15 protein-coding genes and 3 tRNA genes are annotated in these 13,783 nt (G+C 70.6%); 10 read left to right on the forward strand and 8 right to left on the reverse strand.

Going from position 1 to position 13,783, the window contains the following annotated elements; translation table 11 throughout:
• The coding region (locus VHK87_RS14290) for a fructose-bisphosphatase class II (RefSeq protein ID WP_329635561.1) at positions 1 to 509 on the forward strand (509 nt) is incomplete at its 5' end.
• A 10-nt stretch (positions 510 to 519) separates the two neighbouring features.
• Here VHK87_RS14290 and VHK87_RS14295 read toward each other — a convergent pair.
• Entirely contained in the window at positions 520 to 1,122 is a 603-nt protein-coding gene (locus VHK87_RS14295) for a hypothetical protein (protein WP_329635562.1), read from the reverse strand.
• Between the two features lie 134 nt (positions 1,123 to 1,256).
• Between VHK87_RS14295 and recJ the strand changes: the two genes are divergently transcribed.
• The 8 genes from recJ (at position 1,257) to VHK87_RS14335 (ending at position 5,402) form a co-directional block, all read left to right on the forward strand.
• Positions 1,257 to 3,053, forward strand: coding sequence for a single-stranded-DNA-specific exonuclease RecJ (gene recJ / locus VHK87_RS14300; RefSeq protein WP_329635563.1), 1,797 nt, complete (start codon positions 1,257 to 1,259; stop codon positions 3,051 to 3,053).
• Between the two features lie 56 nt (positions 3,054 to 3,109).
• Positions 3,110 to 3,184: transfer RNA gene (locus VHK87_RS14305), tRNA-Glu, on the forward strand.
• A gap of 142 nt (positions 3,185 to 3,326) precedes the next feature.
• The gene (locus tag VHK87_RS14310) at positions 3,327 to 3,923 is read left to right on the forward strand and encodes a cold-shock protein (protein WP_329635564.1); all 597 of its coding nucleotides are present in this window, start codon (positions 3,327 to 3,329) and stop codon (positions 3,921 to 3,923) included.
• A 27-nt stretch (positions 3,924 to 3,950) separates the two neighbouring features.
• Positions 3,951 to 4,430, forward strand: a complete 480-nt coding sequence (locus VHK87_RS14315; protein ID WP_329635565.1) for a DUF192 domain-containing protein — start codon at positions 3,951 to 3,953, stop codon at positions 4,428 to 4,430.
• Positions 4,423 to 4,848, forward strand: coding sequence for a PaaI family thioesterase (locus tag VHK87_RS14320; protein ID WP_329635566.1), 426 nt, complete (start codon positions 4,423 to 4,425; stop codon positions 4,846 to 4,848). The genes VHK87_RS14315 and VHK87_RS14320 overlap by 8 nt, the downstream gene beginning before the upstream one ends.
• Positions 4,849 to 4,906: 58 nt before the next feature.
• Positions 4,907 to 4,983, forward strand: a tRNA-Pro gene (locus tag VHK87_RS14325).
• 29 nt (positions 4,984 to 5,012) lie between these two features.
• Positions 5,013 to 5,318: an ETC complex I subunit gene (locus VHK87_RS14330; protein ID WP_329635567.1), complete on the forward strand. Its 306-nt coding sequence runs from the start codon at positions 5,013 to 5,015 to the stop codon at positions 5,316 to 5,318.
• 7 nt (positions 5,319 to 5,325) lie between these two features.
• Positions 5,326 to 5,402, forward strand: a tRNA-Arg gene (locus VHK87_RS14335).
• Positions 5,403 to 5,404: 2 nt separating this feature from the next.
• Here VHK87_RS14335 and VHK87_RS14340 read toward each other — a convergent pair.
• From VHK87_RS14340 to metC, 3 genes are all read right to left on the reverse strand, one after another.
• Positions 5,405 to 6,994 (reverse strand): hypothetical protein, encoded by a 1,590-nt coding sequence (locus VHK87_RS14340; RefSeq protein ID WP_329635568.1) that lies wholly within the window; start codon positions 6,992 to 6,994, stop codon positions 5,405 to 5,407.
• The gene (locus VHK87_RS14345; protein ID WP_329635569.1) at positions 6,991 to 8,130 is read right to left on the reverse strand and encodes a glycosyltransferase family 87 protein; all 1,140 of its coding nucleotides are present in this window, start codon (positions 8,128 to 8,130) and stop codon (positions 6,991 to 6,993) included. The genes VHK87_RS14340 and VHK87_RS14345 overlap by 4 nt, the downstream gene beginning before the upstream one ends.
• An 84-nt stretch (positions 8,131 to 8,214) precedes the next feature.
• On the reverse strand, positions 8,215 to 9,378 hold the full coding sequence (gene metC, locus VHK87_RS14350) for a cystathionine beta-lyase (RefSeq protein WP_329635570.1): 1,164 nt from the start codon (positions 9,376 to 9,378) through the stop codon (positions 8,215 to 8,217).
• An 86-nt stretch (positions 9,379 to 9,464) separates the two neighbouring features.
• Here metC and VHK87_RS14355 point away from each other — a divergent pair, with 86 nt between their 5' ends.
• Positions 9,465 to 10,562 (forward strand): amino acid ABC transporter substrate-binding protein, encoded by a 1,098-nt coding sequence (locus VHK87_RS14355; protein WP_329635571.1) that lies wholly within the window; start codon positions 9,465 to 9,467, stop codon positions 10,560 to 10,562.
• Here the strand turns inward: VHK87_RS14355 and VHK87_RS14360 are convergent.
• From VHK87_RS14360 to VHK87_RS14375, 4 genes are all read right to left on the reverse strand, one after another.
• Entirely contained in the window at positions 10,541 to 11,092 is a 552-nt protein-coding gene (locus VHK87_RS14360; protein ID WP_329635572.1) for a GNAT family N-acetyltransferase, read from the reverse strand. The genes VHK87_RS14355 and VHK87_RS14360 overlap by 22 nt on opposite strands.
• Positions 11,089 to 11,928, reverse strand: coding sequence for a 3-mercaptopyruvate sulfurtransferase (gene sseA / locus VHK87_RS14365; RefSeq protein ID WP_329635573.1), 840 nt, complete (start codon positions 11,926 to 11,928; stop codon positions 11,089 to 11,091). Before sseA ends, VHK87_RS14360 begins: the two co-directional genes overlap by 4 nt.
• The gene (locus VHK87_RS14370) at positions 11,928 to 12,926 is read right to left on the reverse strand and encodes a cysteine synthase A (RefSeq protein WP_329635574.1); all 999 of its coding nucleotides are present in this window, start codon (positions 12,924 to 12,926) and stop codon (positions 11,928 to 11,930) included. The genes sseA and VHK87_RS14370 overlap by 1 nt, the downstream gene beginning before the upstream one ends.
• A 44-nt stretch (positions 12,927 to 12,970) precedes the next feature.
• Positions 12,971 to 13,783, reverse strand: an 813-nt coding sequence (locus VHK87_RS14375; protein WP_329635575.1) for a cyclopropane-fatty-acyl-phospholipid synthase family protein, incomplete at its 5' end; no start/stop codon positions are given.

Genomic DNA, 13,783 nt, shown 5'->3' on the forward strand with positions numbered 1-13,783 from the left:
TCAAGGCGATGGCGAAAGCAAAGGGGGTCGACCCCTCCGAAATCACCGTCTGCGTGCTCGACCGGCCGCGGCATGCCGAAATCATGGCCTCGCTGCGCTCGGTGGGCGCGCGGGTGCACCTGATCACCGACGGGGATGTAGCCGGCGTCATCAACACGGCCGATCCGGACACCGGCATCGACATGTACGTGGGCTCCGGCGGCGCGCCCGAGGGCGTGCTCGCCTGCGCGGCGCTGAAGTGCGTCGGCGGCCAGTTCCAGGGCCGGCTCGTGTTCCGGAACAATGATGAGCGGGCCCGCGCCGAGCGCTGCGGCATCACCGAGCTCGACAAGAAGTACGACCTCCACGAGATGGTCCGCGCCGACGCCATCTTCGCCGCCACAGGCGTCACCAAGGGCGCCCTGCTGGACGGCGTGCGCCTCGCCGACGGCTTCGTGCACACCCACACGCTGGTGATGAACTCCGCGACCCGCACGGTGCGGGAAGTTCGGATGAAGCGGCCGGTCTGAGGCGTCGAGGCTACCTCGGCGTTAAGCGTTGCTGGCATCCAGCGGCCAGCAGCGCTTCCGTTGTCACTGCTGGCCGGTCCTCTCGAGTCTTCAGCTCTGGCCGGCGATCGACGTAGGCGAGGAACGCTCGAGCCGCCCGGACGCCCTCGGGACAACGGTCGACGCGCCCCTGTGCGCCCAGGCTCTCCTCCGCGAGTTCGAAGTACGTGCCGCATGTCATGCCTGCGACCAGCACCCGTCCCAGCCAGTCTCTGACTACAGAGCGGTCGTTGGGCGATAGCGTCCGCGGATCTGTGGCATCCCAAGCTGCGCCGCGAAGGACATCCGGTGGCGGTTCATTCGCAGCCTTGCAGATCTGGTGAAGCCGTCCGACGGCCCCGCCGGGGCCATTGCTGAACCAGTGAGGATCAACCCACGGTGTAGGATTCCGTTCGAAGAACGCGGGCCCCTCGGGCCCGCCCATGAGTTCGAGCGCTTCACGGGTTAGAGCCTCGCGAGCAGCGCCGGCTCCGTCATCGCTCGCGGCGATGACAAGCATCATGATCGCCAACAGTTTCATCGGCACCCCCGAGGCCTGAGCAAGGATGGTCGCAGGATTGCTCAGGCGCAGCAATGCACGCGCTTTTGGCTACTTGGATTGGTAGGCGTCCGAGACTGTCGCAGGGATCATCGAACGTGCGACCCTCGGCCCTGGCGACTCGCAAGCGAAGAGGCCGATAGTGCGCCTCTTCACGGGGGATGGGTCGGATGGCGGACGGCAGCGGCGTTTCAGGCTATCTCGGCGTTTCCCGGTCCCTGTCGGGCCGGTTCTGGCGCCAGCGGCCGGCCGACCCTGACCTCGTGCGCCGCCACCAGCTGACGCTGGGCCTGTCGGAGCCGCTCGCCCGGGCGCTGGCCTCGCGTGGCGTCGGGGCGGAGGCCGGCGAGACCTACCTCACCCCGACCCTGAAGGCGCTGTTCCCCAACCCCTCCAGCTTCCAGGACATGGACCTGGCCGCCGAGATCCTGGTGGACGCCCTGGTCCGCGACCGGCCCGTGGTGGTGTTCGCCGACTACGATGTGGACGGCGCCTCCAGCGCCGCCCAGCTGGTGCGCTGGTTTCGGACCATGGGCAAGGAGCTGCCCATCTATATCCCTGACCGGATGACCGAGGGCTATGGACCCTCGCCCGCCGCCTTCCGCCGCCTGCGCAGCGAAGGGGCCGAGCTGGTGGTGACCCTGGACTGCGGGGCCGCGGCCCACGACGCCATCGCCTGCGCCGCCGAGATCGGCCTGGAGGTGGTGGTGATCGACCACCACCTGATGCGCGGCGACATCCCCAAGGTGGCCGCCCTGGTGAACCCCAACCGGCCGGACTGCGCCTCGGGGCAGGGGTGTCTGGCCGCCGCGGGCGTGACCTTCGTGCTGCTGGCGGCGCTGAACCGTGAAGCGCGCCGCCGGACCCTGTTCGAGACCCGGCCCGAGCCGGACCTGCGCCAGTGGCTGGACTTGGCCGCGCTCGGGGCGATCTGCGACGTGACCCAGCTGGTGGACTTCAACCGCGCCCTGACCGCACAGGGGCTGAAGGTGATGTCGGCCTGGCGCAACCCGGGCCTGAAGGCCCTGCTGGAGGTCGCCAAGAGCCAGGGCCCGGCCTCGACCTTCCACGCCGGCTTCATCCTGGGGCCGCGGATCAACGCCGGCGGCCGCATCGGCCGCTCGGACCTGGGCGCGCGGCTGCTCTCCACCGACGATCCCGAGGAGGCCCGCGCCCTGGCCGAGGAGCTCGACGCCCTCAACGCCTCCCGCAAGGAGGTGGAGAAGGAGGTTCTCGAGGCCGCTGTCCGCGCCGTCGAGCAGGAGAGCAACCAGGCCGACGCACCGCTGCTGCTGGTAGCCGCCGACGGGTGGCACCCCGGGGTGATCGGCATCGTCGCCGGCCGGCTCCGGGAGCGCTACCGCAAGCCGGCGATCGTGGTCGGCATCGACCGGGCGGCCAACGTCGGCAAGGGCTCCGGCCGCTCCCAGCCGGGGATCAATCTCGGCCATGCGGTGCAGGCGGCCTATGAGGAAGGCCTGCTGCTGGCCGGCGGCGGCCACGCCATGGCCGCGGGGCTGTCGGTGCGCCCCGACGCGCTGCCCGAGCTGCGCGAGTTCCTCAACGAGCGGCTGGCCGAGGAGAGCGCCGCCGCCGAGGACGGCCTGGAGGTGGACGCCCTGATCACCACCAAGGCGGCCCAGCGCAGCCTGCTCACCGAATTCCAGCAGATGGCCCCCTTCGGGCCCGGCAATCCCGAGCCGGTGTTCGCCGCCGCCGATGTTCGCATCGAGCGGCCCATGGCGCTGCGCGGCGGGCACGTGCGGGTGACGCTGACCGACTCCTCCGGCGGCAAGCTGAAGGCCGTCTGCTGGCGGGCCGAGGACACAGAGCTCGGCCGGCGGCTGCTGGTGGAAGGGGGCTCGATCCACGTTGTGGGCAAGCTGAAGCCCGATGATTGGCAGGGCCGCGAGAGCGTCGAACTGGAGATCGAAGACGCCGCCGATCCGCGTCGCGCACAGGCCTGACAGGCGTCTTGCGCAGGCCAAACAACGCTTATATACAGCCGCCCTCCGCGTCGGACGGTCCCTTCGTCTATCGGTTAGGACGCCAGGTTTTCAACCTGGAGAGAGGGGTTCGACTCCCCTAGGGACTGCCACGCGGCGCTTCTCCGTCAGGTCGAGACTCGCGGGACGACAGCATCCGTCCGCGAAAACTCCCATTGACGCTAACCATATACCATAACAGTGTTATAGTTGGCCCGTCCTGGTTGGGACAGGGGGGACTGGCCAGAGGGGCAGATGGCGGGTTTGGAATTCAATGGGTTGGAAGCGCAAGCTGAAGCCGTACGGATCAGCGGGCGCGTGAAGTGGTTCGACGCCGGCAAGGGGTACGGTTTCATCGTCCCCGACGACCCGGCGCAGACCGAACTCAAGGACGTCCTTTTACATGTGACGAGCCTGCGCAATTCCGGGCGCGAGAGCGCGCTCGAAGGCGCGGTCATCGTCTGCGACGTCGTCCGTCGGCCGAAAGGCTGGCAGGTGTGCGAAGTCGTCGAGATCGACGAGAGCTGCGCCCCGCCGCCGGCCGAACGGCGTCGGCCCGAGGGCGACAGCTTCCGCCGCGAGAGCTTCGGCGCCGTCGCCGCCCGCCCGCCTCGCCGGCCGCTGCAGGCTACCGGCCCGCTGGAGCGCGCCAAGGTCAAATGGTTCAACCGGGCCAAGGGCTACGGCTTCGTGGTCCGCGATCACGAGCCGGGGGACATCTTCGTCCACATCGAGACGTTGCGCCGCTCGGGCCTCGACGACCTGCAGCCCGGCGACGACGTGATGGTGCGCTTCGCCGACGGCCCGAAAGGGCTTGTGGTGGCCGAGATCGAACCGGTAGGTCTGGCTTAAGGAGCCAACCTAGCTCGGAGTTTCACGTTGTCTGACCTGGACATCGGCCGCAGGCGCGCGCTGGCGCTCGGCGGCGCGGTGCTGCTTTCCGGCTGCGCCTGGCAGGCGACGGGCCAGACCCGCACCACGTTCGAGAGCCTGGAGATCGTCACCAGGGCTGGCCGCCACCGGTTCAAGGTCGAGATCGCCGACGAGGGTCCGGAGCGGAACCGCGGGCTGATGCACCGGCGCTCGCTGGCGGCCGACCGGGGCATGCTGTTCATCTTCCCGGACGAGCGGCCCGTCGCCTTCTGGATGCGCAACACCCTGATCCCGCTGGACATGATCTTCGTCCGCAGGAACGGGACGATCCGCTCGATCGCCCACCAGACCAGGCCGCTGGACGAGACGCCGGTGCCGTCCGGCGGGCCGGTGCTGGCGGTGCTAGAGATCGCCGGCGGCCGGGCCCGGCAGCTGGGCGTGCTGCCCGGCGACCGCATCGTCCACCGGGCCTTCCCGCGTGGCTGAGGGGCAGGCGCCGGCCCCGCCGGAAGGGTTCAAGCGCTCGGAAGGACGCGGGCCGTTCAGCACGGTCAACGGGCCGATCTACCATCGCCTGACCGACGAGCACGTGCAGCACGCCTTCTTCGCCGAGCACCGGCACACCAACGGCATGGGCCTGGTGCACGGAGGCATGCTTACCGCCTTCCTCGATGGCCTGCTGGCGGCGGCGGTGTTCCGCGGCGCCCAGCGCCCGGCGGTGACCATCCACCTGTCCGTCGACTTCCTGCACATGGCCCGCACCAGCGAGTGGGTGATCGGCGAGGCGAAGCTGACCCGCGTGACGGCCGAGGTCGCCTTCGCCGAGGGACGGGCCTTCGTCGGCTCGCGCGACGTGGTCCGCGCCACCGGGGTCTTCAAGCTGATGAAACCTCGGCAGCGTTAGGCCGCGTTGCGAGCCGGGGCGGCGCATGGCAAGAGAGCCCCTCGTCGGCGCTCCTCCTCGGGGCGTAGCGCAGCCTGGTAGCGCATCTGCTTTGGGAGCAGAGGGTCGCAGGTTCGAATCCTGCCGCCCCGACCAGCGCCGACGGAGGAAAGGTTCGAGGTTCTATGCTTGCGCGCATCTACCGTCCGTCGAAGACCGCCATGCAGTCCGGCAAGGCGCGCACCCAGGAATGGGTGCTGGAGTTCGAGCCGCAGACCGCGCGCCGCCCCGACCGGCTGATGGGCTGGACCCAGACCACCGACACCCAAGGTCAGCTTCGCATGACCTTCGACACCAAGGAGGAGGCGGTGGCCTACGCCCAGGCGCACGGCATCTCCTTCCAGCTGGTCGACCCCAAGCCGGCCAAGAAGATCATCAAGGCCTATGCCGACAACTTCGCCTTCGGGCGCAAGATCCCCTGGACGCACTGACGCCTCCGCGCCCGTAGCTCAACCGGATAGAGCATCCGCCTTCTAAGCGGACGGTTGCAGGTTCGAGTCCTGCCGGGCGCGCCAGGTCAGGGCACTCTGTAGAGTCTGGCGAAGCCCTCGTCGCCGACGAGTTCAAGGTCCGCCGGCGGCTGTGCGACGGTGCGGTGGGGCATGTCGGCGTTCAGCAGCAGTACATAGTCGAAGCGGGCCCGCCACTCGCGCGCGTAGGCAGGGGGCGGCAGCTGGCCGTTCAGCTCCTCGGGAAGGAGGGGCCCCTGTTCGGTGCCGCTGATCTCGTCCCAGGGCGGGCGCGGCTGGACCGGCTGCTTGCCCGGCGTCGTGAACAGGATCGGCGTGAACGCCTGGCGCCACGGAATGACCAGCGTCGCATAGTGGGTGTGGGACGGGCCGCCGTAGGTGAAGCGTCCCACGTGCCGACGCAGCAACTGGTCCGGCGGCAGGGTTGTCACCGGCAGCACGGCGGCACCGGCCGGCACGTGCGCCAGCACCCGCTGAAGCGCGGCGATGTCCGGCTGACGCATGACCCACACGCCGCCGACGCCGGCGGTGCGCGACAGGGTGACGACAAGCAGGCCGCAGGCGGCGATGGCCGCCTCCCTGCGGGTGACGGCGAGCGGATTGACGGAGACGAGAAACGTCAGCAGCGCCATCACCGGCAGCCGCAGGTTCATCCAGGCGGTGTCGCCGATCTGCTCGGGCATCGCCAGGCTCACCAGGGCGAGCCCGGCGGCGGCCAGGGTCAGGCCCCCGTGCGCCTGCAGGCGCTTTAGCCGCCCGGCGAGCGGAATGGCGAGCGCCAGCACCATCAGCAGCGGCAGGTCCAGCAGCGGATCGTAGGTCCGCACCCCGCCGAGGAGCACCTCGATGGCGTAGGCGGGGCTGAACTTCGGCCAGATCACGCCGGCGGTTTCCTCCCCCTGGGTCGGCATGTTGGGCGCGAAGAGGACGAAGAGCAGAACCGGGGCGGCGATCGGCGCGGCGGCCAGCAGCACCCGAGCCGCCGCGGCCACCGCCCCGCGCCAGGAGAGCAGCGGCCGGATCTCCGGCCCCAGGGCGAGGGCTGCGGCCAGCACGGCGTAGAACAGGCTGGCGAAGGGGTGGACGACCAGCAGGGCCGCCGAAGCCGCCACACGAAAGACGACCGTCGCGGTGCGGCTGGATTGGGCGAGCTGCAGGTCCGCGACCGCGGCCAGCAGCGCCAGGCCCAGACCGATCTGGAAGTTGAGGAAGCCGGCGAGGACGGTCATGCCCCAGCCGGCCATGGCGAACCCGACCTGCCACCACGTCCACTGCCCGAAGAGGCGCCGGTGCAGCAGCACCGCACCGATCACCGGCAGGGCCGAAGACAACGCGACCAGCAGCGGCCCCAGACGATCGATACCGATGAGCTTGCCGACGGACGCCGCCAGGAGGTCGATGCCGATGTTGGTCGTCGCGAAAGCCCAGTCGACGGCGTAGATGCTCGTAAGCGGCGGCGCGTCGATCCCGCCCGCCAGCAGCCACAGGCGGGCGTAGTGGTTGGGGTAGTCGAGCAGCGGCGGCATCGTGACCATGAGGGCCGGCGCAAAGAGCGCACCGATGGCGATCAGGATGCAGGCGAGGGTCAGGCGCTGGGCCGCCGCAGGGCCAGGCGGCGACGATCTCCGCGCGCTCATTCGGCGGCCGCGAGGGCGCGCTTCGACGCGCGCGAGTCGGACGCCGCGAGCGGCCCCAGCGATAGGGCGAGGATCAGGGCGAGGGCCAGCGGTCCCGGGACCACCATCACCAGCAGCAGGTAGGAGCCGAAGGCGGCCAGCCACAGGCGACGGTCCACCCGAAGCGCCAGGCAGGCGAGCGCGGGGGCGAGCATCGCCAGCTCGTAGGCCATGGCGTAGGGGCTCGCCAGCAGGCCCATGCCGATCACCGCGATCGAGCGCACCGCCAGGTCCTCGCTGCGTCGGAAGACGGCCCAGACGGCCGCCGCCCCTCCGGCGAGGCTGAGGATCTGGCAGGCGAGAAGGGCGGCCTGCGGCGCATGCCAGGCGACCAACAGGGACGCCGGGGTGACCGCCTCGGCCAACAGGCTCGGATCGGCGGCGATCAGGCGGTGGAAGCGCTGCAAGGCGTCGAACCAGGCGATCCACGGCCCGGCGCCGAACACCGCTGCGGAGATCAGGCAGAGGGCCAGCCCGGCGGCGCCGCAGATGAGCAGCGCGCCCCACCGCCGCTCGGCGGCCAGCGCGAACGGCGCCAGCACGAGAAGCTGCGGCTTGATCGCCGCGGCGAACGCCAGGGCCAGCCCCGCCAGCAGGGGCCTCTGACGCAGCTTCAGGCCGACGAGCACTAGGGCCCCGACAACGAGGGATGACTGGCCGATCAGCATCACCAAACCGACGGCCGGCGTCGCGAGGGCCAGGAGGGCGGCGCGCCAGCCGAAAGCGCGGGCCGTCGCCGCGAGGAAGGCGGCCAGGGAGGCTGCGGCCCACAGGCCGTAGGCGGCGGGAAAGGGAAGTTGCCCGAGCGGCGCGAAGAGCAGGTAGGTGGGCGGGTTGACGAACGGACGGGTCTTGGAGGTCTCGCCGGTAAGCCATTGCTGGGCCGCGGTGACGGCCTGGAAGTCGTAGAGCGCGTCGAGGCGGCCTTCGCCGACGAGCCGAAGGGCGGTCCAGAGAGGAGCGAAGTCGAAGCCCAGGGGCTGGATGGCGATGAGCCTCGCGGCCAGCACGGCCTGGGCCAGCACGAAGGCGGCGAACACCGCCCAGAGGGCGAGGCGACGGATCCCGCCGTCGGCCAAGTCGGGTCCTGGCGTCATGAACCGCGCCCCAAGGTCAGCCCCCCGCAACAGCGGCCGAGCTTGCACCGGAGCCCGGAAGAGTCGGTTAACGGCGCCTCTGTCTCAGCCGCGCGCGCGCCGATACGCGTCCAGGCCGAGGCGCAGGTCGGAGATCAGGTCGTCGGGGTGCTCCAGGCCGATGTGCAGGCGCACAATCGGGCCGCCGTAGTCCTTGCGGTGTTTGCGCTTGCGCAGCTGGTGGTCGCACGAGATGGCCAGGCTCTCGAAGCCCCCCCAGGAGAAGCCGAGGCCGAACAGGGTCAAGACGTCGAGCAGGGCGTCGACCGCACGGGCCGGCGCCGGCTTCAGCACGAAGCTGAACAGGCCGCAGGCGCCGCGGTAGTCGCGCTTCCACAGGTGGTGGTGCGGCGCGCCGGGCAGGGCGGGGAACAGCACCTCCGCCACCTCGTCTTGGGCCTTCAGCCAGGCGGCGACCTTGAGCGCACTGGTGCCCTGCCGCTCCAGACGGGTGGGCAGGGTGCGAAGGCCGCGCAGCATCTGGTAGGCGTCCTCCGGCGACACGGCCCAGCCCAGGTGGACGATCCCATCGTCGAGTTTTCGCGCCAGCGCCGCGTCCCGGGCGGCGACCGAGCCCATGAAGACGTCGGAGTGGCCGCCGACGTATTTGGTCAGCGCCTGGACGCTGAGGTCGATGCCGTGGGCCAGCGGTTTGAAGAGGTGGCCGGCGCCCCAGGTGTTGTCCGCCAAGGTAAGGATACCCCGCGCCCGGGCGAGCTCGGCGATGCGCGCCAGGTCCTGCATCTCGAAAGTCAGCGAGCCTGGCGACTCCAGAACGATCAGCCGGGTCTGCTCCGAAGTCCCGCCCATCAGTTCGTCCGGCGGCTGGGCGGGATCGAAGTAGCGGACCGCAACACCGAAGCGCGTCAGCACGTGGTCGCAGAAGCGGCGCGTCGGATTGTAGACGGTGTCGACGACCAGCACCTCGTCGCCGGCCTTCAGCACCGCCAGCATGGCGCCGGTGAGTGCGGCGAGGCCCGAGGGGTAGAGGCAGGTCCCGGCCGCGCCCTCCAGCTGGTTCAAGGCGTCGATCAGCCCTTCCTGGGCGGCCAGGCCCTTGCGGCCGTAGGTGACGAAGGCGTCGTCGTCGTACAGGGCCGCCGCGTTCGGCAACAGCACCGTCGAGCCCTTCTGGATCGGCGGGCCGACGGTCTTGGCTAGCGGCCCGGACAGCTGGCCGGCGCGGATCAGGCGGGTTTCTTCGTCCATGCGGGTTGAGGCCGGCGGCTACGGGGGCGAAACTGAAGCTCCGGCAAGTTAGAGCCTCCCCGGCTTTTCCGATCAAGGAGCGCGGCGTGATCCGACGGCTTTGCGCGACGACGGCCCTCGCCCTGGCGCTCGTCGCCTGCGGCGAGCGGGAGGAGGCGGCCGAGCCGTCTCCGCCGCCGCCGGCCGCCGCGCCGTCAGCGCCGGCGACCTACCAGCCCGCCGTCAGCCCGACGCTGGCGGCGGTGCGCAAGCGCGGCTGGCTGAGCTGCGGCGTGCACCCGGAGCTGGCGGGCTTTTCCGTGCGCGACGTGCGCGGGGTGTGGCGGGGCTTCGACGTGGACGTCTGCCGGGCCCTGGCCGCGGCGACGCTCGGCGATGCGAACGCCGTGCGCTTCCGGCCGCTGTCCGCGGCCGAGCGGTTCGCGGTTCTCAAGAGCGGCGAGATCGACGTGCTGTCGCGCAACACCTCCTGGACCTTCTCGCGCGACGCAGGGCTGGGCGTCGACTTCCCGGTGATCACCTATTTCGACGGCCAGGGGTTCATGGTCCGCCGGGCGCTGAACCTCACCAGCGTGCACGAGCTGTCGGGCGCCCGGATCTGCGTCCAGGCCGGCACCGACGCCGAGCAGAACCTGTCCGACTACATGCGCGCTCGGGCCATCGACTACCAGGCCGTGGTGGTGGAGAGCGAGGAGGCGGGGCGGGCGTCCTACCAGAGCGAGGCGTGCGACGCCATGAGCGCCGACCTCTCGGCCCTGGCGGCGGCGCGGACGGTGATGAACAGCCCCACGGCGCACGTGATCCTGCCCGACATCATCTCAAAGGAGCCGCTGGGGCCCGCCGTGCGCCAGGACGATCCGGTGTGGGCCGACATCGTCCGCTGGACGATGTTCGCCCTGATCGTGGCCGAGGAGCTGGAGCTGCGCTCGGCCGACGTGGCGGAGGCCAAGGGGCTGGCGACGGCGCCCGAGGCTCGGCGGCTGTTAGGATTGGAGCGGGAGCTCGGGCCGCTGCTCGGCCTGCGCCAGGACTGGGCCTTCCAGGCGATCCGCCAGGTGGGCGCCTACGACGAGCTGTTCCGGCGCAACCTCGGCGAAGGCTCGGCCCTCCGCCTGGCGCGGGGCCTCAACGCGCGCTGGAACGCCGATCCGCCCGGCCTGCTCTACGCCCCGCCCATGCGGTGAGACCGGGCCCCCCCGCGCAGCTCCAGCACCATGGCGCAGCGCTCGTCGGGGTTCAGGCCCTTGGAGGTCTCCAGGCTCAGCACTTCCGCCAGCCGCACGCTGAGGTCCTCCGCCGCTACCGCGGCGAAGCCGAGCGAGGCGTAGAAGGGCGCGTTCCAGGGGATGTCGCGGAAGGTCGTGAGGGTCACACGGGCGAGGCCGCGGCCGCGGGCCCAATCGATGGCGTGATTCATCAGCCGCCGTCCGATGCCTTGGCCCTGGGCCTCCTGGCGCACGTCCAGCTCCCAGACGTGCAGCTCGTCCTTGAACACCTCCGCCGCCAGAAAGCCCACCGCCTCGCCTGCGCCGTCGTCGGCGACCCAGACGGTGCCGGCCGCCTGGCGCGGCGCCCAGACCTCGCCCGGTGTGACGTTGGTGAGGATGTCCATGTCGTGGCCTTCGCCCTCGAACAGGGCGGCGGCGGAGCGCTCGATCTCCGGCAGCTTGTGGAGCTCGTCGGCGCGGGCCTCGCGGATGAAGGGCGCGCTCATGGCCCGGTCACCACGGACGCGTCGTCGCGCGCCCCCCACTCGGCCCAGGAGCCGTCGTAGATGGCCGCCTCGGTTCCGAGCTGCGCCAGGGCCAGGGTCAGCACCGCGGCGCTGACGCCGGAGCCGCAGCTGGCGATCATCGGCCGGGAGAGGTCCAGGCCGGCGGCCTCGAAGGCGGCGCGAAGCTCGGCGGGCGGCTTCAGCGTGCCGTCCTCGCGGACGACGGCCGACCAGGGCAGGTTGCGGGCGCCCGGCATGTGGCCGGCGCGCAGGCCAGGACGCGGCTCCGGCGCCTCGCCGCGGAAGCGGGCGGCGGGGCGGGCGTCCACGACCTGGGCCTCGCCGCTGGCGAGGGCGTGGCGGACGGCCTCAAAATCGCGGACGGCTCGGGGATCAAAGCTGGCCGTGACGGCGGCAGACGTCGGGGCCACATCGCCGGACTCAACGGGCCGGGCCTCGGCGCGCCACTTCTTGAGGCCGCCGTCCAGCACCGCGACGCGGGGGTAACCCATCACCTTCAGCGTCCACCAGACGCGTGGCGCCGAGAAGATGCCCTGGGCGTCGTAGACGACGACCTCCGCTTCTCGGGGCAGGCCCAACCGACCGGCCGCCTCGGCGAACGCTTGCGGGGGCGGCAGCATGTGCGGCAGGCCGCTCGACTTGTCGGCGATCTGGTCGATGTCGAAGAACACCGCGCCGGGAATATGGGCGGCGAGGTAGGCGTCGCGGCCGCTGCGCGGATCAGTGGGCAGGAACCAGCTGGCGTCGACCACGCGAAGGCCCGGATCGCCCAGGCGGGCGGCGAGCGCGTCGGTGCTGACCAGCGGCCCGGCCATCACAGCCAGTGGGGCAGGGGCAGGGCCTTCTCGCGAAGGAACTGCGGATTGTAGATCTTGCTCTGATAGCGGGCGCCCTGGTCGCAGAGCACGGTCACGATGGTGTGGCCCGGGCCCATGTCCCTGGCCATCCGGACCGCTCCGGCGACGTTGATGCCGGTAGAGCCGCCCATGGCCAGGCCTTCGTGCTCGACCATGTCGTAGATCGCCAGCATCATCTCCTCGTCGCCGATCCGGTAGGCCTTATCGACCTTGAGGCCCTCGAGGTTGGCGGTGATGCGTCCCTGGCCGATACCTTCGCTGATCGAGCTGCCTTCGGACTTCAGTTCGCCGTCGGTGTAGTAGCTGTAGAGGGCGGCTCCGTAGGGGTCGGCCAGGCCGATGGTCACATCCGGCTTGCGCGCCCGCAGCGCCTCGGCGACCCCAGCCAGGGTGCCGCCCGAGCCCACCGCGCAGATGAAGCCGTCGACCTTCCCCTCGGTCTGCGCCCAGATCTCCGGACCCGTCCCGGCGACGTGGGCCTCGCGGTTGGCGACGTTGTCGAACTGGTTGGCCCAGACCGCGCCGGCCGGCTCCTTGGCGGCCAGCTCCTCGGCGAGCCGGCCGGAGTAGCGGACGTAGTTGTTGGGGTTGGAATAGGGGACCGCGTCCACCTCGATCAGCTCGGCGCCGTAGAGCCGGACCGCGTCCTTCTTCTCCTGGCTCTGAGTGTTGGGCATGACGATGGTGCAGTTGTAGCCAAGCGCCTTGGCCACCATGGCAAGGCCGATGCCTGTGTTGCCCGCCGTGCCTTCGACGATCCGACCGCCGGTCTTCAGCAGCCCTTTCTGCACCGCGTCACGAACGATGTAGAGCGCCGCCCGGTCCTTCACGGACTGGCCGGGGTTCATGAACTCGGCCTTGCCGAGGATCTCGCAACCCGTGGCCTCGCTGGCGTGGCGCAGGCGGATGAGCGGGGTGTTCCCGATGGCGTCGAGCACGCTGGCGGCGATGGTCATGGCCGCTACTTAATCAGCGCCGCCGTTTCCCGGTAGGGGGGCGATCAGGCCTTCGCGAGCGAGAGTTGCACCACGTTGGTCTGGCCGGTGCGGAACCCTGCCTCGCAATAGCTGAGGTAGAACCGCCAGAGCCGCCGGAACCGCTCGTCGAACCCGAGCGGGCGGATCTCGTCCCAGGCCCCGTCGAAACGCCGGCGCCAATCGGCCAGGGTGTCGGCGTAATCCAGGCCGAACCGTGAGAGGCCCTCCCACGTCAGCCCCGCCGCGCGGGTCTCGCGCGCCAGCCGCGCTTCGGATGGCAGCATGCCGCCGGGGAAAATGTACTTCTGGATGAAGTCCATCCGCCGCCGATAGCCCTCGAACAGCTCATCCTTGATGGTGATGATCTGCAGACCCGCTCGGCCGCCGGGCGAGAGCACCTGGGCGATCTTGCCGAAGTAGGCGGGCCAGTACTTCTCGCCGACCGCCTCGAACATTTCGATGGAGGCCACGCGGTCGAACTGGCCGTCCACGTCGCGGTAATCGACGAAGCGGATCTCGGCCTTCTCGTTCAGACCCTGGCGGAACAGCCGCTCACGGGCGAAGTCGTACTGCTCCCTGGAGATGGTGATGCCGGTGACCTTGGCGCCCACCTCGCCGGCGGCGAACTCGGCGAAGCCGCCCCAGCCGCAGCCGATCTCCAGGACGTGCTGGCCGGACTGCAGGCCGATGCTCTGCGCCAGCGTGCGGTACTTGTTGCGCTGGGCCTCGCTCAGCGGCTGGCCGGGCGCGGCGTAGCGAGCGGACGAGTAGGTCATCGTCTCGTCCAGCCAGCGGGAGTAGAAGGCGTTCCCCAGGTCGTAGTGGGCGTGGATGTT

Source organism: Phenylobacterium sp., from assembly GCF_036263695.1.
Taxonomy (GTDB): Bacteria; Pseudomonadota; Alphaproteobacteria; order Caulobacterales; family Caulobacteraceae; genus Phenylobacterium.

Bases quoted from the DNA above. Each gene is read 5' to 3' on its own strand.
- recJ (WP_329635563.1), top strand. From the start codon at position 1,257: ATGGCGGACGGCAGCGGCGTTTCAGGCTATCTCGGCGTTTCCCGGTCC.
- VHK87_RS14310 (WP_329635564.1), top strand. From the start codon at position 3,327: ATGGCGGGTTTGGAATTCAATGGGTTGGAAGCGCAAGCTGAAGCCGTA.
- VHK87_RS14330 (WP_329635567.1), top strand. From the start codon at position 5,013: ATGCTTGCGCGCATCTACCGTCCGTCGAAGACCGCCATGCAGTCCGGC.
- VHK87_RS14340 (WP_329635568.1), bottom strand. From the start codon at position 6,994: ATGAGCGCGCGGAGATCGTCGCCGCCTGGCCCTGCGGCGGCCCAGCGC.
- VHK87_RS14345 (WP_329635569.1), bottom strand. From the start codon at position 8,130: ATGACGCCAGGACCCGACTTGGCCGACGGCGGGATCCGTCGCCTCGCC.
- metC (WP_329635570.1), bottom strand. From the start codon at position 9,378: ATGGACGAAGAAACCCGCCTGATCCGCGCCGGCCAGCTGTCCGGGCCG.
- VHK87_RS14360 (WP_329635572.1), bottom strand. From the start codon at position 11,092: ATGAGCGCGCCCTTCATCCGCGAGGCCCGCGCCGACGAGCTCCACAAG.
- sseA (WP_329635573.1), bottom strand. From the start codon at position 11,928: ATGGCCGGGCCGCTGGTCAGCACCGACGCGCTCGCCGCCCGCCTGGGC.
- VHK87_RS14370 (WP_329635574.1), bottom strand. From the start codon at position 12,926: ATGACCATCGCCGCCAGCGTGCTCGACGCCATCGGGAACACCCCGCTC.